Source organism: Cyanobium sp. ATX 6F1 (assembly GCF_024346315.1).
GTDB lineage: Bacteria > Cyanobacteriota > Cyanobacteriia > PCC-6307 > Cyanobiaceae > ATX-6F1.
Genome location: NZ_JAGQCS010000002.1, coordinates 392086 through 415089 on the forward strand (window position 1 = coordinate 392086; position 23004 = coordinate 415089).

26 protein-coding genes are annotated in these 23004 nt (G+C 64.6%); 1 reads left to right on the forward strand and 25 read right to left on the reverse strand.

Features of this window, described 5'->3' with window-relative positions:
- Window positions 1–12: 12 nt before the first annotated feature.
- From KBZ13_RS04880 to KBZ13_RS04900, 5 genes are all read right to left on the reverse strand, one after another.
- Complete coding sequence (locus KBZ13_RS04880; protein ID WP_255007007.1) at window positions 13–405, reverse strand: type II toxin-antitoxin system VapC family toxin; 393 nt, start codon at window positions 403–405, stop codon at window positions 13–15.
- Window positions 405–662 (reverse strand): type II toxin-antitoxin system Phd/YefM family antitoxin, encoded by a 258-nt coding sequence (locus KBZ13_RS04885; RefSeq protein ID WP_255007008.1) that lies wholly within the window; start codon window positions 660–662, stop codon window positions 405–407. The genes KBZ13_RS04880 and KBZ13_RS04885 overlap by 1 nt, the downstream gene beginning before the upstream one ends.
- A gap of 68 nt (window positions 663–730) precedes the next feature.
- Complete coding sequence (locus tag KBZ13_RS04890) at window positions 731–2158, reverse strand: glycosyltransferase family 4 protein (protein WP_255007010.1); 1428 nt, start codon at window positions 2156–2158, stop codon at window positions 731–733.
- Between the two features lie 119 nt (window positions 2159–2277).
- Window positions 2278–2820, reverse strand: a complete 543-nt coding sequence (locus KBZ13_RS04895; protein WP_255007011.1) for a WcaF family extracellular polysaccharide biosynthesis acetyltransferase — start codon at window positions 2818–2820, stop codon at window positions 2278–2280.
- A gap of 72 nt (window positions 2821–2892) precedes the next feature.
- Entirely contained in the window at window positions 2893–3234 is a 342-nt protein-coding gene (locus KBZ13_RS04900; protein ID WP_255007013.1) for a hypothetical protein, read from the reverse strand.
- A gap of 185 nt (window positions 3235–3419) precedes the next feature.
- Between KBZ13_RS04900 and KBZ13_RS04905 the strand changes: the two genes are divergently transcribed.
- Window positions 3420–3827, forward strand: a complete 408-nt coding sequence (locus KBZ13_RS04905) for a nucleotidyltransferase family protein (protein WP_255007014.1) — start codon at window positions 3420–3422, stop codon at window positions 3825–3827.
- Window positions 3828–3863: 36 nt separating this feature from the next.
- Here the strand turns inward: KBZ13_RS04905 and KBZ13_RS04910 are convergent, their stop codons facing one another.
- The 20 genes from KBZ13_RS04910 to KBZ13_RS05005 all read right to left on the reverse strand — a co-directional run bounded on the left by KBZ13_RS04910 (window position 3864) and on the right by KBZ13_RS05005 (window position 22788).
- Window positions 3864–4562 (reverse strand): class I SAM-dependent methyltransferase, encoded by a 699-nt coding sequence (locus tag KBZ13_RS04910; protein ID WP_255007016.1) that lies wholly within the window; start codon window positions 4560–4562, stop codon window positions 3864–3866.
- Window positions 4559–5341: a glycosyltransferase family 2 protein gene (locus KBZ13_RS04915; RefSeq protein ID WP_255007017.1), complete on the reverse strand. Its 783-nt coding sequence runs from the start codon at window positions 5339–5341 to the stop codon at window positions 4559–4561. Before KBZ13_RS04915 ends, KBZ13_RS04910 begins: the two co-directional genes overlap by 4 nt.
- Window positions 5334–6272, reverse strand: coding sequence for a hypothetical protein (locus tag KBZ13_RS04920; RefSeq protein ID WP_255007019.1), 939 nt, complete (start codon window positions 6270–6272; stop codon window positions 5334–5336). Before KBZ13_RS04920 ends, KBZ13_RS04915 begins: the two co-directional genes overlap by 8 nt.
- Window positions 6273–6378: 106 nt before the next feature.
- The gene (locus tag KBZ13_RS04925; RefSeq protein WP_255007024.1) at window positions 6379–7611 is read right to left on the reverse strand and encodes a glycosyltransferase; all 1233 of its coding nucleotides are present in this window, start codon (window positions 7609–7611) and stop codon (window positions 6379–6381) included.
- 37 nt (window positions 7612–7648) lie between these two features.
- On the reverse strand, window positions 7649–8755 hold the full coding sequence (locus KBZ13_RS04930; RefSeq protein ID WP_255007026.1) for an acyltransferase family protein: 1107 nt from the start codon (window positions 8753–8755) through the stop codon (window positions 7649–7651).
- Between the two features lie 25 nt (window positions 8756–8780).
- Window positions 8781–8912, reverse strand: coding sequence for a hypothetical protein (locus KBZ13_RS04935; protein WP_255007027.1), 132 nt, complete (start codon window positions 8910–8912; stop codon window positions 8781–8783).
- A gap of 7 nt (window positions 8913–8919) precedes the next feature.
- Complete coding sequence (locus KBZ13_RS04940; protein WP_255007033.1) at window positions 8920–9771, reverse strand: FkbM family methyltransferase; 852 nt, start codon at window positions 9769–9771, stop codon at window positions 8920–8922.
- A complete protein-coding gene (gene asnB / locus KBZ13_RS04945) occupies window positions 9771–11573 on the reverse strand; it encodes an asparagine synthase (glutamine-hydrolyzing) (RefSeq protein ID WP_255007035.1) in 1803 nt (600 codons plus the stop codon). The genes KBZ13_RS04940 and asnB overlap by 1 nt, the downstream gene beginning before the upstream one ends.
- A 3-nt stretch (window positions 11574–11576) precedes the next feature.
- The gene (locus tag KBZ13_RS04950; protein ID WP_255007036.1) at window positions 11577–12749 is read right to left on the reverse strand and encodes a glycosyltransferase; all 1173 of its coding nucleotides are present in this window, start codon (window positions 12747–12749) and stop codon (window positions 11577–11579) included.
- Window positions 12749–13933 (reverse strand): glycosyltransferase family 4 protein, encoded by a 1185-nt coding sequence (locus KBZ13_RS15710; RefSeq protein ID WP_255007037.1) that lies wholly within the window; start codon window positions 13931–13933, stop codon window positions 12749–12751. The genes KBZ13_RS04950 and KBZ13_RS15710 overlap by 1 nt, the downstream gene beginning before the upstream one ends.
- Window positions 13930–15366, reverse strand: a complete 1437-nt coding sequence (locus KBZ13_RS04960) for a hypothetical protein (RefSeq protein WP_255007039.1) — start codon at window positions 15364–15366, stop codon at window positions 13930–13932. Before KBZ13_RS04960 ends, KBZ13_RS15710 begins: the two co-directional genes overlap by 4 nt.
- Window positions 15363–16646, reverse strand: a complete 1284-nt coding sequence (locus KBZ13_RS04965) for a glycosyltransferase (protein WP_255007040.1) — start codon at window positions 16644–16646, stop codon at window positions 15363–15365. Before KBZ13_RS04965 ends, KBZ13_RS04960 begins: the two co-directional genes overlap by 4 nt.
- Window positions 16647–16884: 238 nt before the next feature.
- A complete protein-coding gene (locus KBZ13_RS04970) occupies window positions 16885–17499 on the reverse strand; it encodes a class I SAM-dependent methyltransferase (RefSeq protein WP_255007042.1) in 615 nt (204 codons plus the stop codon).
- Window positions 17500–17821: 322 nt separating this feature from the next.
- Window positions 17822–18100: a type II toxin-antitoxin system VapC family toxin gene (locus tag KBZ13_RS04975; RefSeq protein ID WP_255007044.1), complete on the reverse strand. Its 279-nt coding sequence runs from the start codon at window positions 18098–18100 to the stop codon at window positions 17822–17824.
- A 122-nt stretch (window positions 18101–18222) separates the two neighbouring features.
- The gene (locus KBZ13_RS04980) at window positions 18223–18459 is read right to left on the reverse strand and encodes an AbrB/MazE/SpoVT family DNA-binding domain-containing protein (RefSeq protein ID WP_255007045.1); all 237 of its coding nucleotides are present in this window, start codon (window positions 18457–18459) and stop codon (window positions 18223–18225) included.
- A gap of 40 nt (window positions 18460–18499) precedes the next feature.
- Entirely contained in the window at window positions 18500–19549 is a 1050-nt protein-coding gene (locus tag KBZ13_RS04985; RefSeq protein WP_255007055.1) for an acyltransferase family protein, read from the reverse strand.
- 64 nt (window positions 19550–19613) lie between these two features.
- Window positions 19614–20327 carry an FkbM family methyltransferase gene (locus KBZ13_RS04990; protein ID WP_255007056.1) on the reverse strand — a complete coding sequence of 238 codons (714 nt, stop codon included), beginning with the start codon at window positions 20325–20327 and terminating at the stop codon, window positions 19614–19616.
- Window positions 20328–20374: 47 nt separating this feature from the next.
- Entirely contained in the window at window positions 20375–21124 is a 750-nt protein-coding gene (locus KBZ13_RS04995; RefSeq protein WP_255007058.1) for an FkbM family methyltransferase, read from the reverse strand.
- 144 nt (window positions 21125–21268) lie between these two features.
- Window positions 21269–22357, reverse strand: a complete 1089-nt coding sequence (locus KBZ13_RS15715) for an exostosin family protein (protein WP_255007059.1) — start codon at window positions 22355–22357, stop codon at window positions 21269–21271.
- Window positions 22354–22788, reverse strand: a complete 435-nt coding sequence (locus tag KBZ13_RS05005; protein ID WP_255007061.1) for a glycosyltransferase — start codon at window positions 22786–22788, stop codon at window positions 22354–22356. The genes KBZ13_RS15715 and KBZ13_RS05005 overlap by 4 nt, the downstream gene beginning before the upstream one ends.
- Window positions 22789–23004: the final 216 nt, after the last annotated feature.

Genomic DNA, 23004 nt, shown 5'->3' on the forward strand with positions numbered 1-23004 from the left:
AACAGAGCAACGTCACCACAGCCGTTGAACAGGAAAGGGCTCCAGGGCTGGATCCGCCGAGATCAGCACCAGTTGCTCCAGTTCCCCCTGGGCGGCCAGCAGGCGATCAAACGGATCGCGATGGGCCTGGCCGTAGGACCCTGCCCGCAGGCCATGGGCCGCTGAAATCGAAAGATGTCGAAAGCCCTGGCGATCCAGCAGACCCTGGTAATCCCCCAACAGCACGGCCGCCGTCGGCAGTTTGCCCAGGCGGTGCTTGGTGGCGATTTCCCAGGCGCTCGCGGCGCTGACGAGGACGTCTGAACCGGGGTCGTTCAACACGGCCAGCACCTTCGCGCTCAGGCGCTCCGGTTCGGCGAGCCACCACAGCAGCACATGGGTGTCGAGCAAATGACGCCGAGCCATCAAAGCTGGGGAAACAGCGCGCCTTCAAAGGCGTCAAGTTCCGCTTCGCTCAGCGGTTCCAGCAACACATCCGGTGGGGGGAGCGGCATCCGATCCCTGAGCACGCCCGGTTGGCGCCAACCGGCTTCCCCGTCTAACGGCATCAGCCGGGCCCAGGGCTTGCCAGCCTTGGCCAGCACAATCGTTTCGCCGCCATGGGCCGCATCCAACAGCTGGGAGAGCTGGGTCTTGGCCTGGTGAACGTTGACCGTGCGCATGGGACTGACACGTCTAACTTGACTTAGCTTAGTCCGGTTGATCAAGCCGTCATGTGAGCTTCCCTGACCTACACGGCCAGGGCATCAAACTCCTTTGCAGATCGTTCCTCGACCTCCTCATCCAGGCGGCGGGTTTCTTCAATCGCCACGAGCTTTTCGAGCGGCAGGTGACGGCGAATCAGGCTCCAGTACCTGTCGGTGACCAGCTCCGGGGAGGCCTCGGCCAGCAGCAGCTGCCGGGCCGCCTCGCCATGGCACTGGGCCACCTCGGGATGGTCGACCAGGTGGCGGATCCAATCGGCCAGGGCATCGGAATCGCCGTTGGCGAACCAGGCGCCGCAGCCGCTGGAGCGCACCAACTGCTGCAATTCAGAGCCCTCGGGCGTGATCGCGGCGATCGGGGTGCCCGCCGCCAGGTGGCCGTAGAGCTTGCTGGGGGCCACGAGCCCCTCCGCCTCGATGCCCAGGCTCACCACCGCCAGATCGGCGGCGGTGAGCGAATAGGGCAACACCTCCAGATCCTGGTAGGGGAGGAACGCACAGTTGCTCAGGCCCCAGTCGCTGACCAGAGCCCTGAGGCGCTCCCGCTGGGGGCCGGAGCCGATGAACAGAAAGCGGATGCGCCCGTCGTGGCGGAGCAGCAGGGCCGCCGCCATCAACGTGACCAGGTCGTGACAGCGGCCCTGGTTGCCGGAGTAGAGCACCGTGAAGCCGTTCTCCAGGCCGTGCTCGCGCACGAAGGGATTGTCGGCCTTGGCCAGGGGCTGGATGCGCACGGGATCCGCCCAGCTGGGAATCACCGACAGCTTGCTCGCCACCTCGGGGCAGAAGCGCGTCACCCGCGCCTTCATCGACTCGCTGAGCACGATCAGTTCCTCGGCCTCGGCAAACACCCAGCGGTTCAATTCACGCCAGGTGCGCGTGAGCCAGTGGCGCTCGCCCAGCACCTTGAGCTCCACCAGCACGTCGGGGTAGAGGTCGTAGAGCAGCACCATGTAGGGGGTGCGGGTGAACAGGTGCAGCAGCCAGCCGACCACCGGCAGGTAGGCGGGTTCGGTGGTGTAGAGGATCAGATCGCCGCGACGGGCATAGCGCAGCAGCCGGGCGCTGGTGCGCAGGCAGAACAGCAGCCCGTTGACGGCGCGGCCGCGGATGCGCCTGGGCCAGAGCCGCGAGACGCGCGTGCGGCGGATGCAGCGGTTGGGCAGGAACTCCAGGCCCGGGGCGTCCTTCTGGCGGAAGGCATAGGCAGGCTGGCCGCTGACCACCTGCACCTGGAGGCCCCGCTGGGCGAGGCGCACGCTCAGATCATCCAGCAGTTGGCCGGTGGCGGCGAAATCGGGGGGAAAGAACTGGCTCACCACCGTGAGCCGGGCGGTGCGGCTGACGCTGGAGCGCCAGGCCCAGCGGTGACGCAACTGGGCGCTCAGGCGGCGCAGGCCCCACAGGGGGGCTGCAGAGGCGCCGGAGGGTGGTGGGGAAAGACCGTTGCTCACGGTTTCAGGCGGCCGGTGGGTGCTGGGGGCAGCCTGGGGGATAGGAGTCGCTGCATCCTTAAGCCCCGGTGAGCACTTCATTACATCTGGCCCTGCTCAGGGCGTCAATGCTGGGGTGCTCAGCGGGGGCCGCTCAGGCGGGCCGGGTGCCCGGCATAGATCGCTCCCGGCTCAAGCACGCCACTGGCCACCGCCGCCAGGGCGACCACGGTGCCGGCGCCCACCCGGGTGCCGGGGGCGAGCACGGCCCGAGCACCGATCCAGACGTCATCGCCCAGTTCGATCGGCCCCAGCAGCAGATCAAACGTGGGCTGACGGAAATCATGGTTGCCGGTGCAGAGGTAGGCCCCCTGGGAGAGGCAGACTCGGTCGCCGAGGCGCACCAGGGCCAGGTTGTCGATCCACACCGCTTCCCCCAGCCAGCAGGCCTGACCCACCACCAGCTGCCAGGGGTACTTCACCCGCAGGCCGGGCTTGATCCGGCAGCCCCGCCCCAGCCGCGCCCCGAAGGCCCGCAGCAGGGCCACACGCCAGGCCGAACCCGGCAACCAGCGCGCCGCCAGCAGCGGGCTGCCGGCGCAGAACCACAGCAGCTGCACCGGCTTGGGGGCCCCGACGGAGAAGTCGGGAGGCAGGCGGTAGGCGGCGAGGTCTTGGAGCATGGGGGGTGTGGGGCCTGATCGAGCGGTTGAATCACCGCAAGGGCCCACCGGGGAGATCAGCCAGTTCAGCAGCTACGAGTTCGAGGAATCGCCGGTGGAGAGGAGAGGGGTCGAGCCAGACAAGTGCTCCCGCTCGAAGCGCTCTAGCCTGGAGTTGATCGCAGCGAGACGAGCGTTCTCGCTCTCGATCTGCACGATCTCGCTCTCGATCTGCGCGATCTCGTTCTCGAGCCGCTGCATCCGCTGCTCGCGCTCGATCGCTTTCTGCTCGAGCGCGTATAGCTGAATCCGCTTTTCGATCGTCGGATGCCAATTTAAGTTCGCCAAAAGCCGCCGCCAGGGCGACAGCGATGCAAGGAATTCCTGCTTGCTGCGGTAGTGGGAAGGAAGTGGCGACTCCAGGGACATCGACATGGTCGTAGCTCGTCAACAGGGTGATCAAAGCCAGCAGGATGGCGCCGCCAAAGGCTGCCCAGGCTTGACGATCGAGAAACCACACCGTAGCCAGCACCGAAGCTCACCACATAATAGTACAGACGTACTGCAAGTCTGAGCGGGGGTGCTTGAAACGCCCAGTGAAGCGGATCTAACCTGAGGCCATGGCTGTGATCCCAACGCCTCCGGCCCTTCCCTGGGAGCATCCCACCGACCTGCCTGCGGGGCTGGAGCTGGGCCCTGGGCTGGATGGCGATCGACTGCGCTCCGGGTTGTTGGCGCTGATCGCCGAGCCGGAGGTGAAGGCCGTGGTGGGGTTCGGCTCCAGAGCCCGCGGTGAGGCCCGCAGCGACTCGGATCTGGATCTGGTGGTGATCACCCGCAGCGCCCAGCTCACGCCCCAGCAGAAGCTGGCGGGCTGGCGCCGCTACCGGTCGCTGCTGGGCTCGGTGCCGGTGGGCGTTGATCTGCTGGTGACCGGCTGGCAGGACGCTGCGCGCATGGCCGGCTCCCGTTGGCACGTGATGGGCGACGTGGCACGGGAAGGGAAAGTGCTCTATGCCACCGGCTGACTTGCTCGCTCTCCAGGTGTTTGCGGTGGAGGCCCGCTACGAGGAGGGGCCATTTCCGTTGCCCGCCAGCTGTTTGGAGGCGGTGCGCAGGGCGGCTGGTTCGTTGGTGCGGGCCCGCAGGAGCATCGACTTCCAGAGGAGCGGCAGCCGGCCGGCACCACGGAACGCCTCCAGCTCGAAGCCCGCCTCCACCAGCAGCTGGCCGAGGCTGCGGCGGCTCCAGAACTTGACGTGGCCCCCATCCCAGAGGGCCGTGAAGTGGGCGTCGAGCTGGCCTGTGGCGGCGAGCGCAAGGTTCTTGAGGTAGCCGTGGTACGGCGTAGAAACGATGAGTTGGCCGCCGGGGCGCAAGGCGCTGAAGGCCGCCGCCGCCCAGTCGCGGGGGGCGTAGCAGTGCTCCACCACCTCCAGGCTCACCACCAGATCAAACGGCGCTTCGCCCAACGTTTCCAGGAGCTGCGGCGTGGCGATGAGGGGCTCAAAGCGCAGCTGGGGATGGGCGCGCCGGGCCTCGGCGATCCCGGAGGCGCTCGGGTCCACCCCCACCACCTGGAAGCCGCGCCCGGCCAGCCAGCCGCTCAACCAGCCGTTGCCGCAGCCCAGATCAAGCACCCGCAACGGACCCTGCGGCCCCTGGGCGGCCGGTAGCAGCTGTGCCAGGGGCGCCAGCAGGAAGGCCTCCTCAGAGGGAATCCGCTGGCTCCAGCCGTAGTCGCCGATCGCGGGTGCCGTCACATCCGGGCCTCCCAGAGCATCAGGCTTAGCAGGATTTCGGCATACATCCGCTGGAAGGCATAGAACCAGCCGCGCCAGCCATCGAGCAGGCCGCCCTTGAGCACCAGACACACCAGCAGCACCGCAAACGGGGCGAGCACATGGGTCTTGCGCAGGCGATCGGCGGCGGAGAGCTGACCATGGGGAGTGGTGAGCAACTTGCTGGCTTCCTGTTGGAGATAACCCTCCTGGGAACGCAGCCAACGGGCAAGAGGTTTGCGGTCGTCGTGGAGGATCGGCTGATTCAGCAAAGCTGATGCACCCTGGAGCTCATAGCGATGGGCATGGCCGTCGTTGACGTAGCGGCCGGAACCCAGCCGGTACAAGGCCAGTCGAGGGGGGAGAATGGATCCCCGCAAAGGCTTTCCATCGACGCAATAGCGAAAGGGAATGCGGAAACCTTTGATGGCATCAGAGACTTCAGCCAAGGCTGCTCGGATTTCAGCAACGAGCCCTAGGGAAATCCGGTAATCGGCATCAAGGCTGAGCACCCATGAGGTATTGATCTGTGTGAGGCCGAAGTTGCACTGCTCAGCAAACGAATCGAAGGCGCGGTGGACGACTTCCACCCGAGAATGGAGCGCCAGGATCTCCAGGGTGCGATCGGTGCTGCCGCTGTCGATGACCACGATCCGCTGCGCCCAGGTCAGGCCCTCGAGGGTACGGGCGATGTTGGGCTCCTCATTGTAAGTGAGCAGCAGTGGCGTGATCCCATCCAGAACCGAGCTGCAGTCAACCACGCCGAAATACATTAAGCAGAAGTAATCTCAGGGCCAACAGCAACTTAGCCACTAAATTAATGGGCGGATCCGGATGGGCACACAACAGAATAGGTTCGCTGTCCGCAGAGAAAGGGCGATTTCTGTCGACATAGATTACATCGAAATGCTGCTTAGAGAGACCAGAGAGATGCAACACCGGTGATGAGCCAGCCTGGGCAATCAGTTGCTGAGCCGTAAGCCGTTGCTTGGAGGAGATGAACTTAACCCGATTGGCTCGCACGTCCGCAGCGGAACGGGTGGCGAACCCTGAGAGAACGCAGGCCGACTGACCATCGAAGAACCTCGGCTCCACGTCACGCCCCGCCAGCAGCGACCAAGCTGATTGCTCGGACCACCATTTGTTGCGTAAACCCGCGAAGTAGCGCCTGACCGTGCGCTCGAGGAAATGGAGATCAATCGCGGCGGGCTGCAGCAGCACAAAACCTGCATTAAACGACAGCACCATCGCTTCCCGCAACGGCATTGTCCAATGAGCCCGGTAGGCCGGCACGTCCTCTCGCAGGTAATGGAGGCATGTTCCCTCGGGGAGCCGCACAGGGCAACGGATCAGAACATCGGTATCGATCAGCAGCACCCGTTCCAGATCTGCTCCGATCACCGCGACATCGAGAATCTTGCGCCAAGTGAGATCCTCCGCACGGATCTGACGCAGTAAAGGAAAGGGTTCCAACGCCACCGCAACGCGTTGCTCCTGATCCAGTTCGATGCGAAAGCGGAGGTGTCTGGGCAGCACAGACAGCGCCTCTGGCGTGAGTTCGCCGCCCCCATCGGAAAGCAGAAGAATCTCGTCCGAGCATCCTTCCATCAGCCCCCAGGACCGCACGCAATCGGGTACCCAGGAGTGCTGCAGGGGCCAAAGGCCAATCAATGAGACCAAGGTTGTGTTCATGAACGCAGGAGTTCTCGCTGGGACAGCTGGGGGCCTGCATGGCTCACCATGGATTGATCAGGCTGTCGGGTAACCACGAATGGATCGATGAGATAAACACAGGCCTTTAGATTTCAGTCCTTAGAGGGGATCGGGCCGATGGTCGACGCCCACCAGCGCCAGAGAAGTCCTTGAGGATCTCCTGGTAGTACTGCTCCAGCTGAGCAACAATCGATCCCCAGCAGTAAATGTTCGTGGCCAGAAGGCGCGCCGCCTCCGTCATCGCGGCAGGTGGTTGTTCCAGGGCGCGCTTTAACGCCCCGGCCAGGGCCTCCAAGTCGGCCTCCACCACCACACCCGCCCCAGCCCGTTCCACCGCAGCGGCGATGGCTACGCCTGGACAGAGAATCACGGGGGTGCCAGCGGCGAGGGCTTCGGCGGCGGCGATGCCGAAGTTTTCTGAAGCCGAGGGCAGCACGAACCAGTCGGCGCGCTGCAGCAGCTCCAGTTTGCGGGCACCAGCCACAAAACCCAGCCACTGGCAGCGTTCGGCAAGGCCCAGCCGCTGAGCGAGGGCCCTGAGCTCGGCCAGATAGGCGGGCTCCCCCTCCCCGGCGATCTGCAGCGTCCAGGGGGCCTCGGGGCGCTGGAGTTGCAGGGCGGCGAGGGCCTCCAGCAGCAGCGGCAGTTGCTTCTTGGGATGGAGGCGAGAAAGGAACAAAAAGACAATCCGATCAGACGCCCCACGCTCCCGCGCCAGCAGCAACTCCGGCAACTCCGGCAGCTCCACCCCCAGGGGCAACACGAAGGACGGGGTGGCCAGGCCCAGATCCGCCGCTTCCTGCTGCTCGGCGTCACTGGTGAAGTGCAAGGCCGCCGCCCCCTCCAGGTTGCGGCGCTCGATCAGCCTGAGCAGCAGCCGCTTGCGGCCAGGGCTCTGCTTCAGGCTCCAGCGGTTGAGCTGGCCGATGCTGCGCAGCAGGTAGGGCACCTTCAGGGCCCGGGCGACGGCCATGCCGCTGGTGGAGGGATAGGAGAACAGCGCATGCACGTGCAGCAGATCGAACTCACGCAGGTGGGCCCGCAGCCAGCGCGTGAGCCCAGGGGCCACGGCGAATTCCCGCAGGGGCCCCAGGGGCGGACTCCAGCGGGGAAAGGCCAGCACGGGTACGCCCTGGCGTTCGTGCCACTCGCCCAGGGGCAGATCCGCCAGCAGCCCCGGCCCGTCGTCGTTGGTGGTGAGGATGCGGGCGTCCACCCCCTGGCGGCGCAGCTCGGCGGCCATCGCCAGCACCGCCTGGCTGGGGCCACCGCGCAAGGGACTGATCGAGGGGATGAGGTGGAGGATTCTCAGCAACATGTACCAAGCCGAAACGATCGAATCCCAAAAGCTTGAATCACTCCCTTCTCAACGAGGCGCGTACGGAGAAAAACGGTTTCTCAAGCAAGGAATAAGATGCGACTGCTACTACAAAGGAAGGCACAAGCCAAATCCTCCAATCCCACAGGAATGGAATGGAGTAATCCTGAGAATGGCCGAAGAAGAAGTGCGAGAGAAAAAGTACGTGCCAAACATAAAGAGAATAGCTAATGACACCGATACTGATCAACCATTTAGCGGATAACGCCCTTACCAAAATCCCGCCTGTTTCCGAGCAGGCCAAAAATATTTCAAATAACATGATCAAACCGATCAGGGGCTGCCTCAGTGCATCGAGCAATAGTGGCCCCGCATGATAACAGTCCAGGAAGAACATGACAGGAACGAGAAGGATTCCTGCAACTTGAGCCTCCCCCGCGGAAAAGAATTTAGCAATCGACGAATTATTTAATCTTCTCCAAAGATAGGCGCCTGCGACGCCAATTACAAGAGAATCTGCATAACGCATCAAACCGCGGGGCCCCAGCAATCTTGCGATAACTGAACCGCCGGCCCCAGGATCTGGAGCGGCCAGTCGAACCAATACCACAACGGAAACGATTAAAAATATGCCTACGATGGCTTTCCTTGGTGAACCAAAGCCAAAGAGAATAAACATCATGGGCCACAACGCATAAAACTGCCACTCAACAGAAAGACTCCAGAAATGAACTGTCGCCGAGTTGCCAACACCAAGATAATTCCTTGTTTGACTCAAAGCACCTGCATACGAAGAAAGACTGTCCGAATAAATCAAAACGAGATCAAGAAGCATAAGAGTGGCAATGTAGACGACACAGACCGGCAGCAACCGATACGCACGTCGCAGGTAAAACTTGCGGAGATCCACAGACCCCTTGCATTGGAGCTCATCCAACAAAATACCTGAAATTAAAAATCCAGACAAGACAAGGAAAATTCTTACTCCAAGATCGCCAAAAGAAAATACCCAATGATAAGCATTGGCAATTTGCACAGGAAAATTGTTGGCATAAGGGAAGTGAGAGATCAATACCAAAATAATAGCGACTCCTCTAATACCATCCAAGCTCTTAATGCGCCCTGACTTTCTAAGGGAATTCATTTGAAGCAAATTCGTTGTTTATTGGTCATGAATTCAAGAGTTTAACTTGAACAAATTCCACCCCCTCACGGCGCAGCTCGGCGGTCATCGCCAGCACCGCCTGGCTGGGGCCGCCGCGCAGAGGGCTAATCGAGGGGATGAGGTGGAGGATGTTCATGCCGGCCTCAGATCGAAAGGCCCAGCACATCGAAGCAGGGCGCTGAGGCCACCCGGCCGCGGGCCCAGGTGAGATCTCGGATCCAGATCTGGTTGCCGGTGCGGGCATGGGGATCAACCGTGATCGTCCGGGTCCAGGGGTCGTAGCCGCAGGCCTGGTAGCCATGGCCCAACAGCACGCTCTGCACATCCGGGCTGCGGTCTTCGATCAACAGCGCCATCGGCGGCGCCTCAGCCAGGGTCTGCCGGGCTCCGCGCAGCACCTCCCGTTCGTGGCCTTCCACATCGAGCTTCCAGAGCGCGGCCTGGCGCAACCCCGCAATGGCATCGATCGGCAGCACCTCGACGCCGGCGGCGTGCCCGGCGTAGTCGTCTCCCACCACCTGATTCATTGGACCGCGATCGAGGCTGAAGCGCAGGTGGCCTGGCTCACTGCCGAGGGCGGCCTGATAGGCGCTGACCTGATCGAGCAGGCCATTGAAGGCGAGATTGCGCTGCAGCCAGGAGAAGGTGGCGGGGGCCGGCTCGAAGCTCAGCGAACAGCAGCCCACGGCCCCCGAAGCCAGCACGGTGTAGCTGCCCACGTTGGCTCCCAGGTCGGCGAAGCTGTCCGCAGGCCGGAGGAGATGCAGCACAAAGGCCATGTCGGGCCATTCATGCAGACCGCAGTAGAAGTTGCCGGTGGCGCCGGTCATGCCGCGGGTGATCACGAGGCTGGTGCCATTGACCCAGGGCACGGCCACGGGCCAGGGCAAGAGCCGGGCGCCGGGCTGCCAGCGCAGATAGCGGCCGGTCGCCTGAAGCCGGTCGCGACGGCTGAGCGGATGGCGCCAGATGTAGGGCAGGCCCCTTTGGAACATCACGTCAGCTCCACCCCCAGGTGCCGCTCCAGCCAATCGCTGAGCACCAGCAGCCCCCAGCGGCGGGCCCAGGGGCGCAGGTCGAGGTCGGCGGGGGTGGGGGGCAGCGGCGGCAGCCCCCAGGCGCGGGGTTGGAAGTCGTTGGCGTCGAACCAGCGCTGGAAGGGGAAGGAGAAGCCCTGCTTGGGGGCCCGGCCCACCAGCGCTTCGGCCTCGGGCACCGCCTGGCGCAACAGGCGCTTACGCGCCGCCAGGCGCTGGGCGGCCGGCTGACCGGCCACGGCCCGCAGCAGCTCCGCATCCACCAGCGGCAGGCGCAACTCCAGCGCGTGGGCCATCGCCATCCCATCGCTGTCGATCAGCAGTTGCTGGCCCATGTAGAGGCTGCTCTCCAGCCAGGCGATCTGATCCGCGGCGCTGGGGAAGCGGGAGGAATCCTCCACGGGTGAGGCCTCAGGGCCTTGCGGCTCCGGGGGCTCCAGGCCCCAGTGGCGCAGCAGGCGGGCCACCTCGCTGGGGGAGAAGATGCCGCGCAGGGAGCGGTAGCTGCTCTCGATCGAGGCCGGCCGGCGCAGGCCGTCGGCGATCCGCTGGGCACCGGCGCGGTGGCTGCGGCCGAGGGCGGCGGCGGCCAACGGAGCCAGGGCCTGCAGGCCGCGGTGCAGCCGCCAGGCCCGGGGCAGGCGCTGGAAGCTGGGGTAGCCACCAAACAATTCATCGCCGCCCAGGCCGCTGAGCACCACCTTGAGCCCCAGCCCCGCCGCCAGCTTGGAGACGCCGTAGGTGTTGAAGCCATCGACGCTGGGCTGATCGATCGCCCCCAGGAAGCCGGGGATGTGGGCGGCCGCATCGGCGGCGCGGAGCTGCACGTTGTGGTGGGTGGCGCCGAACTGACGGGCGAGGGCGGCGGCACGCCCGGATTCATCGAAGCCGGCCTCGGCGAAGCCGATCGAGATGGTGGTGAGCGGCTGCTCCGCCAACGCGAGCACGGCGGCGGAATCAAGACCACCGGAGAGGAACAGGCCCACGGGCACATCGCTGAGCAGGTGGGCCCGCACCGAGGCGCCCAGGGCCGTGCGGGTGTGGGCCACCAGATCGGGGCCCTCCAGCACCCCATCGGGGGCGTAGCTGGGCTGCCAGTGGCGCTGGATCTGCCAGCGGCCCTCCTGCCAGAGGCCCAGGTGGCCGGGGGGCAGCGGGGTGATCCCCTCCACCAGGGTGCGGTGGTGGGGGAGGCTGCCCTGGCTCAGGAAATCGGCCAGCCCCTGCCGATCCAGCCGCCGCGGCACCCGCCCGGTGGCCAGCAGGGCGCGCAGCTCGGAGGCGAACAGCAGTTCGCCATGGCTGCCGTGGTGCAGGTAGAGGGGCTTGATGCCGTAGGGATCGCGGGCCAGCAGGGCGCGGCGTTCCTGGCGATCCCAGAGGCAGAAGGCGTACATGCCCCGTAGCCGCTGCAGGGCGCCGAGGCCATAGCGCGCATAGAGCTCCAGCAGCACTTCGGTGTCGCTGCTCGAATGGAAGCGGTGGCCCAGGCGCTCCAGCTGACAGCGCAGCTCGCGCTGGTTGTAGATCTCGCCGTTGAACACCACCACGTAGCGCCCGCAGGCCGAGGGCATCGGCTGGTGGCCGGCGGGGGAGAGGTCCTGGATCGCCAGGCGCCGGTGAACCAGGGTGATGCCCCGCTCACTCCAGACACCGGCGTCATCGGGGCCGCGGTGGGCGAGGGCCTGGTCGAGGGCCGCCACCAGATCGGGAGCCGATGGCTCGGCGGAGGGAGACAACAGGCCAGCGATGCCGCACATCGCTCAGGTCTCCCGCACAAGCGCCGGCACATCAGCCAGCAACGTCCGCAGCCGCCCACAGAACGCCTCAAAGCCAAAGCGCTCCGCCACCGCCGCCGCCAGGGCCTCACGCTGATGCCAGAGGGGCTCGCCGTAGCCCTCGAGCAGGGCCTGGATGGGCGGGGCCAGGGGCAGGCGCGGGTCCACCAGGCAGCCGAAGGCGCCATCGGCGAGCGGATCCACCGAGCCATCGCGGTTACCGGCCAACACGGGCGTGCCGCAGCCGGCAGCCTCGAGAAACACGATGCCGAAGCCTTCTTTTTCACTGGGCAGCGCAAACAGGCTGGCAAGGCGGTAGTGGTCGGCCAGTTCAGCGGCGGCGATCCGGCCGGGCAACTGCACGGAATCGCTGAGATTCAGGGAGCGCAACAGGGCCCGCAGGCGGAGGACGTCATCGCCCTCTCCGCCGATCAGCAGGCGCAGGGCGGGGCGGCTGAGCAACAGCTCGGGCATGGCCGCGATCAGGCCGTCAACGTGCTTATAGCGATCGAGGCTGGAGAGCCGCGTGAGGCAGAAGATCAGCGGCTGATCGGGCTCCAAGCCATAGCGTTCGAGCAGATGGGGGGGCCGAGGGCCCGGGCAGAAGGTCCAATCGCTGTAGGTGTTGGGCAGCACCACCAGCTCCGGGCAGGGGCCGACTCGCCTGGAGCCCAGCTGGCGGCGTAGCTGGTGCTCGGTGTAGCGGCTCACCGGCAGCAGCCGCGACAGTCGGCGCAGGGCCCAGCGGCGCGGCCCCGGCCGCAGGTTCCAGACGTCGATGCCATGGGCCGAGGCCCAGGTGGGGCAGCCCGCCAGCCGCCCCAGCAGCAGTTGGATCGGGGCGAAGTTGGGATGGGTGGCGATCAGCAGGGCGGGTCGCTGGCGCCGGAGCGACGCCAGAAGGGCGCCGATGAAGCGCAGAAAGGCCCAGCCCCTGACGGGCGAACCCAGCAGGTGCAGCTCGATGCGGGGATCCAGCTGCGCGGGGCGGTGGCGGGGGCGGTCGTTGCGCACAAACACCCGCAGGCGAACGGCCGGGGGCAGCACCTGCAGCAGGCCGCGGATCATGGTGCGGCTGTAGATCTGCACGCCGCCGTCGCTGGCGTAGAGCTCAGGCACGATCAGGTCCACCACCGGAGCCGGTGAGCGGCGGGCCATCAGGCCACCCCCGCGATCGCCAGGGCCCGGCGCAGGCCGGCGGTGGCGGCCGCGTAGCTGAAGCCCTCGATGTGGGCGCGGGCCGCCTGGCCCATCCGCCGCAGGCGCGCAGGGTCGGCCAGGGCCTCGGCCAGGGCGGCGCGCAGGGCGATGGAATCGCCGGCGGGAAACACCCAGCCTGTGACCCCGGGGATCACCAAATCGGGGCCGCCGCCCACATGGCTGCTCACCAGCACGGGCCGCGCCAGGTTCATCGCCTCGTTGATCGCCAACCCCCAGGTTTCGCCAGGCCCCAGGGAGGGAAGCACGAACAGATCGCCCGTGGCATAGGTGCGCGGCATCGCCGACTGGTTCTGGAAGCCGGCGATCACCACCCGGCCGGGTGCCAGGGCGGCGGCGGCCTCCCGCAGCTGGCGCTCCAGCACCCCGGCGCCCACCAGCAGCAGCACGGCGGTGGGGTGGTTCAGGGCGGCAAAGGCCGCCAGGAGTTGCAGGGGTTGCTTCTTGGGTTCGAACTTCCCGGCGATCAGCACCACCGGCGCCCCCGGGGCGATGCCGAGCTCGGCGCGCCAGGCACGGGCCTCACGCTCGGCCTGGGGCGCGGCGGCCTGGAAACGGGCGTTGTCGACGGCGTGGGGGGCGATCACGATCCGCTGCGCCGACACTCCGGAGGCCCGCAGCCAGGCGACGTTGGCCGAACCCACAGCCAGGGCAACGGCCAGCCGGCGGAACAGCAGGCGCCGCAACAGGCGGGCCAGGCTTTGCCGCCAGCCCCTTGGCGCCACCAGATCATGGGAATCACCACGAAACAGGATCGGAATCGTCCTCAGGCGCGGATCGAGCAGCAGGCTCACGTGGGTGCGCCAGCCGTAGCCGAAGAGCAGCACGGCCTGGGGCCGCCAGGCCAGCAGCTCCAGCACCAGGGAGGGGTTGTGGAGCCCGCCGAAGTGGTGGGTGCCGGGGTCGAGGGAGACGTTGGCGACGAAACGGCTCGTGTAGCCCTCCAGTAGGGGCAGATCCCACTGGAGACTCTGGCCGAAGCCCCGGTCCAGTTGCTGGGTGACACCGAAATCCCAGAGGTGGAACACCTCGATCACCAGATCAGGCTCAGCCGCCAGCGCGGCAAACCAGGGGGCGTAGTACTGGATCGGATGGCTGACGACGATCGCAAGACGGGTGCTCACGCCGGCAGGAACTTGCGCACCAGCCAGATCACGGCCGAATACATCACCACCCACTGGAAGGCGGCGGCGGCGAAGGTGCTGGCCACGAATTCGTAGGAGACCACCCAGAGCAGCAGCAGGGTGAGGCTGATCACGCCCGGAGAGGTGAGCAGCAGCTGCTGGCGGCCCAGATTGGCGCTCAGGCGCAGCAGGGCGCCGCAGCTGATGCCCACCAGTAGGGGGCCGAAGAAGTCGCCGAAATTGCCGAGCGCTTCCGCCAGAAACCCCCAGGCGATGTAGGTGGTTTCGGTCTGCTCGCGGGTGGCCTGGCGGCCGAAGTGGAGGTTGAGCCGCACCTGGCCCTCCTGGCTGCGGACCTTCTCAGTGGCCAGCACCCGGGGCACCAGCACCTGGGGGATCAGCCCATAGCTTTCACCCTCCATCGGGGGAACCCCGGCGGCCAGCTGCCCCTGGATGAAGATCACGTTCTGCAGCGTGTTGAGGCGCTCGGTGGCCTGCTGGCCGGTGCCGGCGGCCTCTGAGGCGGTGCTGGCGGCGATCCATTCACTGATCAGTTCGATCGGGTTGGAGGGCAGGGGCAGTCCGCCGCCCCAGTAACGCTCACGGAGCACGAACTTGCCCTGGTTGAGGAAGGCCAGCAGCAGCAGCAGGGCCACTGTGATCGGCAGGGCCCGGCGGGCGGAGGCCAGCCACAACCCGAAGATCGTGCTCAACAGCATCGCCTGGCTGCTGGATAGCAGGAGCGAGAAGAGGCTCTGACCCACGATCGCCGCCCACAGGGCCCACCAGACGGCAGCGTTCTGGAGGCGGCCGGCGCCGAACTCGAGGGCACCGAGGAAACCGCCGATCAGCTCCATGGCTGCCGCCAGGGTGCGCACGGGTGAGAGCAGGGTGCTTCCCAAGCCACCCGCCAGCTGCCAGTAGATCCCTGAGCTGAGCAGCAGATCGATCAGCAGGCCGGCCGCCAGCAGGCCGTGGGGCAGCAGGGCCAGGCGGCGGGCATTGAGGGGCAGGGGCGGAGCCGGGCGCAACTGGAACCAGCTGGGCTGCACCAGCCACCAGCCCACGAGGAGGCTCAGGAGCCAGAGGGCCACCGCAAAGCCTGCCGCCACGATCTGGGATCCGCTGGAGTCATCCAGAGCCGCCGTGCTGAGGAGAAGCGGCAGGCCGAAGAGCAGGGTCTGGAAGCTGACATAGACGGGCAGAATGGGTAGTTCCAGGCCAGCGGAGCGCTCCCAGAGCACAAGCACGCTCCAGCAGGCGGCCAGGATCAGCGCCAGGGCCAGGGCCTGATCGAAGGAGCGGGACGCCACAAAGGCCACCGACACGAGGCTGCCGGCACCGAACCACTGCAGCAGCGGTTGCTGCAACGCTCGGTAGGAACGGGAGAGGTCTTCCGTGGTGGCGGTGGTGAGGGGCGGAAAGCCGGTCATCGGCAGCGGCGCAGGAAGTCCATCAACTGGGCGGCCTGGGCGGCGGCGGTGTGGGGTCTGATCGCCTGCGGATCGAGGGGCACGGGGGTGGCGTACTGATCCCGCTGCAGCCAGGCGTGGTCGATGGCGGCCGCAAGGGTGCCTGGGCTTTCGCCGCTGGGGAACGGCACCACCGTGCCGCCCCCGCAGCATCTGATCAAGGGCACCACCGGGCTGCGCTCGTGCATCAGCGCCAGCAGGGGGCGGCGGGCCAGCAGGTAGGGGATGAGCTTGGAGGCGGTGTAGGCCGGATCATCGGAGCCGATCACCAGCAGGGCATCGGCGGCCCTGAGGCTGGCGAGGGTGAGCGAGAGGGGCAGGCGATCGGTGCGCTCCTCCACCAGGTGGCCCAGCCCGAGGCGCTCGGCAACGGGGCGAATGCTGGGGATCCCGGACCCTGCGGCGGCGTAGGAGGTGCCGAGGAAATGGAGCCGCAGGCGGCTCAGCAGGCTTGCTGAAGCATGGCGCTTGAGGGCGAGGAACAGGCCCTCGAGCGCCGTGGTGAGATCAGCGCCGCCCCGGCCGATCGACAGCCAGTGGATCAGCCCGTCGCCGGGATCAAAGGGCAGGGCGCCGGGGGGGATCGCCTCCAGGCGTTCGAAATCCTCGGGCGCACCGGGAAACGGCAGCTCAAGGGAGGGCCGCCCAACGGTGAAGGGATAACGCCGATGCAGATCGTCGAGGTAGGCCGCACTGACGGCGATCAAACCGGAGCAGGTCTGCAGCACCCGGGGTTCGCGGCTGCGATTCAGGCGATCGGCGAGGGCGTATTTGAGGCGGCCGCCGGGCGGGCTGATCTGGGGGTGATCGCGGTAGTAGTCGTTGACCCAGGGATCCTGGTAATCCAGCACGAACGGCACCCCGAAGCGCTGGCGCCAGCGGGGCCCGAGGCGGAAGCAGCCGAAGGCGGTGCTGGAGACCAGCACCCGATCGAAGGGGCGCTCGTTGAGCAGACGATCACCGGCCGCAGCCAGGGCCCCGAGGCAGCGGGCCTCGACGCTGCCCAGGCCGGGCACACGGCTCCAGCGCAGGCTGCGGCCGCGGACCCGGTGGATCGGCACGGTGGCCGGCAGAGCGTCCGCCTGCCAGGGATCCATTGGGGAGGCCACGCAGACGGGATCCACCGCCAGCACCTCCGCCTCCACCCCCTGGGCGGCGAAGTGGGGCAGCAGCATGCGCAGACGCTGGCTGTCGGCGGCGCTGGTGGGGGGAAAGCGGGGGGAGACCAGAAGAACTCTCAAGATTGGCCCACCAGCAAGCAAGACTGAATTCCGGTCAAATACTCCGAGCCTCTATCACTTAAAATCTCAAAAATCAGTCATGGTAACGGCATGCACTTGTCGTTGATTGAATCAACCGCGAACAGTTTATGCGTGCTCCGACACTGCAGACGAAAACCCAGATCAGCTAAAAGAATTGATTCGATATTGTCAAAAGCTGAATTATGCACAATCTCAAACATGAATACTGGCAAGTATCTCAACGCTTGCGCACAAGCAGACCTTCGTAGACACCAACTTGAGCAGGAACATAATCGACAAAGTTCTGACAAGAAGAAATCTCCTCGATCAAATCAACCAGAATATAGTCCCGGCTCTTGCCCCAAAAATCATCATTGTCCCAGTTATCGCAATAAATAAATCCCCCCTTCTTTACCTTTGGAAATCCTTTTGTAAAGCATTCTGATCTTGGGCCTCCATCAATAAACAATAGATCTAAATGTCCATCAGGAAGCTCGGAAAAATCCGACATCACGCTTCCACGCCATTCATACCTTAAATCTACATTATCGATTTTCTCGCCTTCTATCATTATACATAGTAACTTAAACCATTCCTCCGAAGCTTCAATGCTGACTAAGGACTGAACGCGATCCGAGAGCCAAAGAGTACTAAAACCTGAGCCTACTTCCCATACCTTCCAATTACTCCGCAGAATCTCGTCTAATTTCTTGGAGGCGGCAAAAGGTATCCAAGGCTGTCGAGGAAAACGCCCGAAAAACTTACGTCGCAAAGCCTGAGAAAAAGAGGTTAGAGAGTGCGGAAGATTCTTCCAACCCACAAACTGACCCTTTCCAGTTTTCAAGCGACCCATAAATAGCAAATCAGTAGTTTGGCTTAAGCCAAGAAATGACTTCTTAAAGACAGTGAGATTGACCAGAAACCATCACAAGCATGTTTACCATAAACAAGCAAGCAACGTATGTAAATTACACCCACGAGAAATGCATGGACAATATCAAAAGCTTGAATCGGAGCAGGTGATTGTTAATTATCGTTCTAGATCTTCGTGCTAGCAATGCGGAAAGCGGCCGCAGCTCAGTGGACCGAACACCAGGCGTCGAAATAGGTCAGTGTCATGCTCACGCGCTGGCTGTCGACGGGGGGGGGGGGGGGCAGCAGCAGCAGGAGGCGCACTAGGCGGGGCAGATGATTTTTAGACCAGGAAAGGCCTGGCGGTAGCGGCTCTGATCACGGGTGAGGAAGGGAATCCCTTCCACCAGGGCATGGGCACCGATGAGGAAGTCTGGAAGGATCATTCGCCGCTGGCCGCCACGTTCGAGATAGGCCGCGTGGGCCCTGGCCGCCAGAAACGAGGTCTCTTTCGGAATGGGGCGGTAGTCGTAGAGATGGGCGGGCAGAACGTGCTCAACCTCTTCGATGCGCTGCACCGCAAAGGAAATTTTTGCGTACACGATCGCATTGATAACAACCGGGCCGGCATTCAGATGGTGCTAATATATCTAATTGCTCCAGAAACACCAGCTGGGATCAGCGGTGAACACATCCAGCAGCACACTGGAATCCACCAACACCATCAGGAGGCTTCTCCCCTGGTGAGGGAAAGCAATTCCTCAGTGGTCAGGCGGGTGCGCAGGCGAGCCTCACGCAGCCGGCGAATGCCCTCGTAGCCACGACTGGGCTGGTCGTCGTCCTTTTCGATCACCACGTGACCGTTCTCTTCCCGAAAGCTAACGGCCGTGTGGGGGAACAGCCCGAAGCGCTCCAGGATGGCCTGGGGGATCGTGACCTGGCCCTTGCTGGTGATGCGCATGTCCGCCCATCAAGTGTAAGAATCTTACTGTTGATGGGCCCTACGCCTGCAGCTGCGGCCGGCGGCTGAAGCGATGGCTTGGCCGCTCGATCAGAGCCCAGAACCCCCAGGCCACCAGCACCGACAGCACCAGGGCCAGCAGACACACCAGCAACTGAGACAGCGGAGAGAGTGGCCAGCGGCTGAGCAGATTCACCACGCGCCCGCCGATGGGCACGTGAGTGAGAAAGAGCGAATAGGAGATGCCCCCGAACCAGAGCAACGGCGCCGGGCCAAAGGCCGGAGCCGCCAGGGCCAGGTGCAGCAGCGCAACGCACACCGCGGCCACCAAGGCCTGCTCGATGCCGGCCAGCCTGGCCAGAAGGAGCAGCAGCCAGGCCATCGCCAGCCAGTGCAACGGCCGGGGCCGCATGGCCTGGTGGGCCGTGACCCAGCCGAGCGCGAACACCGGCAGCACCCGGAACACCAGCGTGTTCTGGGGGATCAGCACCGCCAGGGCCGAAACGGCCGCCACCCCCAGTGCGTAGAGCCAGGGTGAAAGAGCCTCACGCTGGGCGGGCCGGGCCCAGGGTTCGATCAGGCCGGCCACGGCGTAGAACTGCACCTCCAGGGCGAGGGTCCAGGCCACCACCAGGATCCAGCTGCCGCCCAGCAGGCCGGTGAGGTAGAGGTTGTCGCTGAGCAGGGCCGTGAACGCCTGCGGAACGGTGACGCTGAAGCTGCCCTGATACCCCGGTGCCAGGGTGGAGAGACAGTTGAGGCCCAGCGCCAGCACAGAGGCCACGGCGTAGGGAGGCTGGAGGCGCAACAGGCGGCGCATCAGAAACGAAGGCAGATCGCGAAGCGAACCCAGCAGACCATCCACCGGGGGTGCATTGCGGATGCTCCAGGGAATCACGAAGCCGGTGAGCACGAAGAAGAGCGTGATGCCGTGAAAGCCGATCGCGCCTAGGGCCGAGGCGGCCTGGAGGAGCGGGCTGGCGGCACCGGCCAACAGCTTGCCGCCGTGGGTGATGTGAAACCAGGCCACGGCAAGGGCCGCCACGCAACGAAGCACCTCCAGCGAGTGGATGCGGCCGGATGTGCTCACAGCGTTGAGCGCGCGAACAACTGCTTGGCCCGCAGACCGGGCCTCTCGATCCATTGGGTTGTCATCAGTCCCAAGCCGCCGAGGCAATCAGGTCAGAGCCTTGCCGTACATAGAAAGCATCCAGTTGCCACAGGGCCCCATCAAGCGGCCGGTCGTACTGAGGCAGCACGTCGTAAAGCCGGTAGCCATTTTCTTCGAAGAAACGGTTCACCTCCGCAAAGGTCGGCACATCGCCAATGGGGATCACTGAGAGTTCACAGATGATCACCTCAAAGGGTGAGAGGTGATCTACGGCTCCATGCAGAGCCTGCAGCTCATGGCCCTGGAGATCCAACTTCAGCAGATTGGGCAAAAACCCCGGCCGATCCTGCAGGATCGCCGCGAGGGTGGCGCAAGGAACCGTGATGCTCCCTTCATCAGGCGATCCGCCCTGTCGGATGCCGCTGTTGGACTCTTGCAGATGAAAGATGACCGAACCAGCCTGGTCCGACAGAGCTGCCGCGAGCACCTCACTCCCTGCCACCGATGCAGCCAGATCACGAAGCTGTGATTGAGGTTCTGGCTGGGGCTCAATCATCAGCACCGGCACCTGGGGAAACACATCCCAGAATTCACGCGTCCAGTCGCCGCGATAGGCAACGGCATCGATCGCACCACTGCAACGGAAGCCCGCCCGTCTGAGCTGCTGCAGGCGGGTGGTCATGTCGCGCACGGCGAACAGGCGACGCTTCAGCGCCTGGCGCCAGTGGTGCGGCACCAAAGTGAAGAACCTATTCATCACTGCCGTTGAGGAAACGATTTGCCTTCATGGCATTATACCTAATTTTATATAAACACAAAATTCCCGATTCGGCCAAGATCATCCACCGGACAGGCTAGGTAGTTGCATCGGCTGATCAGCGGATAGACCTCACCAACCTCGTGGAACAACAAATAACCCTCATCGGTGAATGAGAACAGACGGTAGCCCAAATCATTCTGCACTCTCAACAGCAATTGGCGGCCATCGTGCCCCCATTCCTTGCAGACATCATCAATCGATTCGATGATTAACAGGGGGCGAAATCTCCGGATGGTGTCGGTAGCACCATCGAGAAACTGCATTTCAGCCCCCTCAACATCCAGCTTGATCAGATCGATTTGCTCGATACGAGCAGCAGCGACCACATGGTCGAGGGTGTCGAGCCGCACCTGAATCGCCTTGAAGCGGCTCCGCGAATCGTTCGGGCGGCGCAGGCTGGCCGTGGTGCGCACACCGCTGACGGGCACGTGGAAGGTCACCTCTCCGGAGCGGTCGGCCAGGGCCAGGGGCTCGACGCGGAGGCGACCAAGGCCATTGAGGCAGGCATGCCAACGGAGGCGCCGGGCATCGGAAGGGTTCGGTTCGAAGGCCACCACTCGCCCGTTCGGACCACTCCTGCGGGCGGCGACCAGGGCATAGAGCCCATGGTGGGCGCCCACATCGAGCACGGTCATCCCCGGTCTCACGAAGCGCCACAGGAAGCGCAGCTCGTTGACATCCCAACCCCAGAGGTCATGGTTGAGCAGACCCTTAGACGCATCGAAGAAGGGCATCACCTTGGTCCACACCAGGCGGGTGAACAGCTCGTTCCGCCAACGCAGCGTGTAGACGACTGGAAGGAAGGGGAGCTTGGAGAGAGCGAAGCGGAGCTTGCAGCTCAGGCGGGTCAGCACAGGGGAATGGCGATGGTCAGAAGCTCAAGAAAAGACCCGTTCACGGGTGATCGCCTCAGCATCGGCAACGGTGCGTAGGCAATTGCTTCGCTCGACAATCTCCCGGCAGGTGGCCTCCATGGTGAAGTAGGCCGGCACGACCTCCACCAGGCGGCGCTGCATGGCGCGGATGTGCTCGGGGGAGAGCGCCGCCAGCCGATCCGGCAGTTCATCCATGGCATCGATCGGCAGGCTGATGGCGAATTCACTCCAATCAAGGCGGTCCTGGAAGGGAAGCCATTCGCGGTCGTCCCAGATGTAGATGGGGATCGAGCCCAGGGCCATCGCTTCGTAGAGACGGAAGCTGGCACGCCCGAGGCCCCGGGGACAGAGCGAAAAGGTGGAGCGGGCCATCCCATCACGCCAGTGGGGCCCCCTGCCGAAGAAGGCGAGATCCTTGAGTGCCGCATGCATCCTGGAGCGCACCTGGTTGAAGTCGCTTGGCCCTTCAAGAGATCCGAAAAACGAAACGGCGATGTCACGCTCGCCTTTGGCAGGTCTCGAGATGGAGCCAGGAAGGAGGGGAATCGGCAGGTCGCCTCCTCCATTCGCACTGAACACCACGACATTGCATGGGAAGGCATGCCAGTCCCAGATTGGAAAGTCATACATGCCCAGCACCGTGAAGTAGGGCTTGCTGGGATCCAGACCTGCCAGCGTCTCCTTCAGGGCCCGCTGGGTGCGCTCGAACCGGGAGGGCGTGTATTTGTGGGACTGGACCTGAAAGAAGAAGGGATCGAAGAAGATCGGCAGGTAGGTGGCCGCCGATCGGGCTCCGTTTCGCAGCCAGTGCTCGAAGAAGTACGACTCGATCCAGGGGCCCCGCAGGGCGCCGTAGCGGTAAGGGGGCGGCTGCAGGAGGGCGGGCACGTCGACCATCCCGCCAACCCAGTCCAATGACTTCTGGCGCTTGAGGGCAGCGAGCTGGCGGCGGTAGCGCCAGCACTGCACCCGGAACAGGGCCGCGCGCAGCCGGTGCTTGATCGGTTCAGCCGCCAGCCGCGCCCGGTAGCCCTCGGCGTAGGAACGGTTGGCGCCCTGGTTGGCGTCGTCATCAGGCCGGGGGGCGCTCACGGGTGAGTCTTCGCACCTTCAGCGGCTCCTGGAGCCAGGGCATCCTCCACCGCATCGAGCAGGCGAGCCTGCTCCAGCTCCCAGTTCAACCGTTCTTGCCCCAGTCGAAACGCCGCCAGCCTGGCCTGCGCCAAGGGGGCGCCCTCGTCTCCCCAGATAGCGTCGATGGCGGAGGCCAGGGAGCGGGGATTCTCCGTGGCGAACAGCCGCACCGACTCCCCTGCGGACTCGGCATAGCTCCGATGGGCGGGGATGTCGCTGATCAGAGCCGGAACCCCGGCCAGTACATAAGTAAAAAGCTTGTTGGCGAGGGCAATGCGGTGATTGGGGGTGGCTCCAGTTTCGGCCACCAGGCCCAGGTCGTAGGAGGCAGCCAGCCGCTCCATCTGCGGCGGCGGGGCAGGCGGGAGGAGGTGGACCCGATCCTCCACATCCTCAGCACGCGCCAAAGAGGCCAGGCGCTGGCGGTAGCCATCACTGATAAAGCCCCGAAGATAGAGGTGAGGCCGACACTCAGCCAGAGCAATAGAGCGAACAGCACACTCCAAGCCGCGATCGGGGCCAATGGTCTGGGAGAACCAATAGAGCGAGGGACCCGGTATTGCATTGCCCCTTGGGGTAGGGCCCTCAGGAGCGTGGGCTAAGGG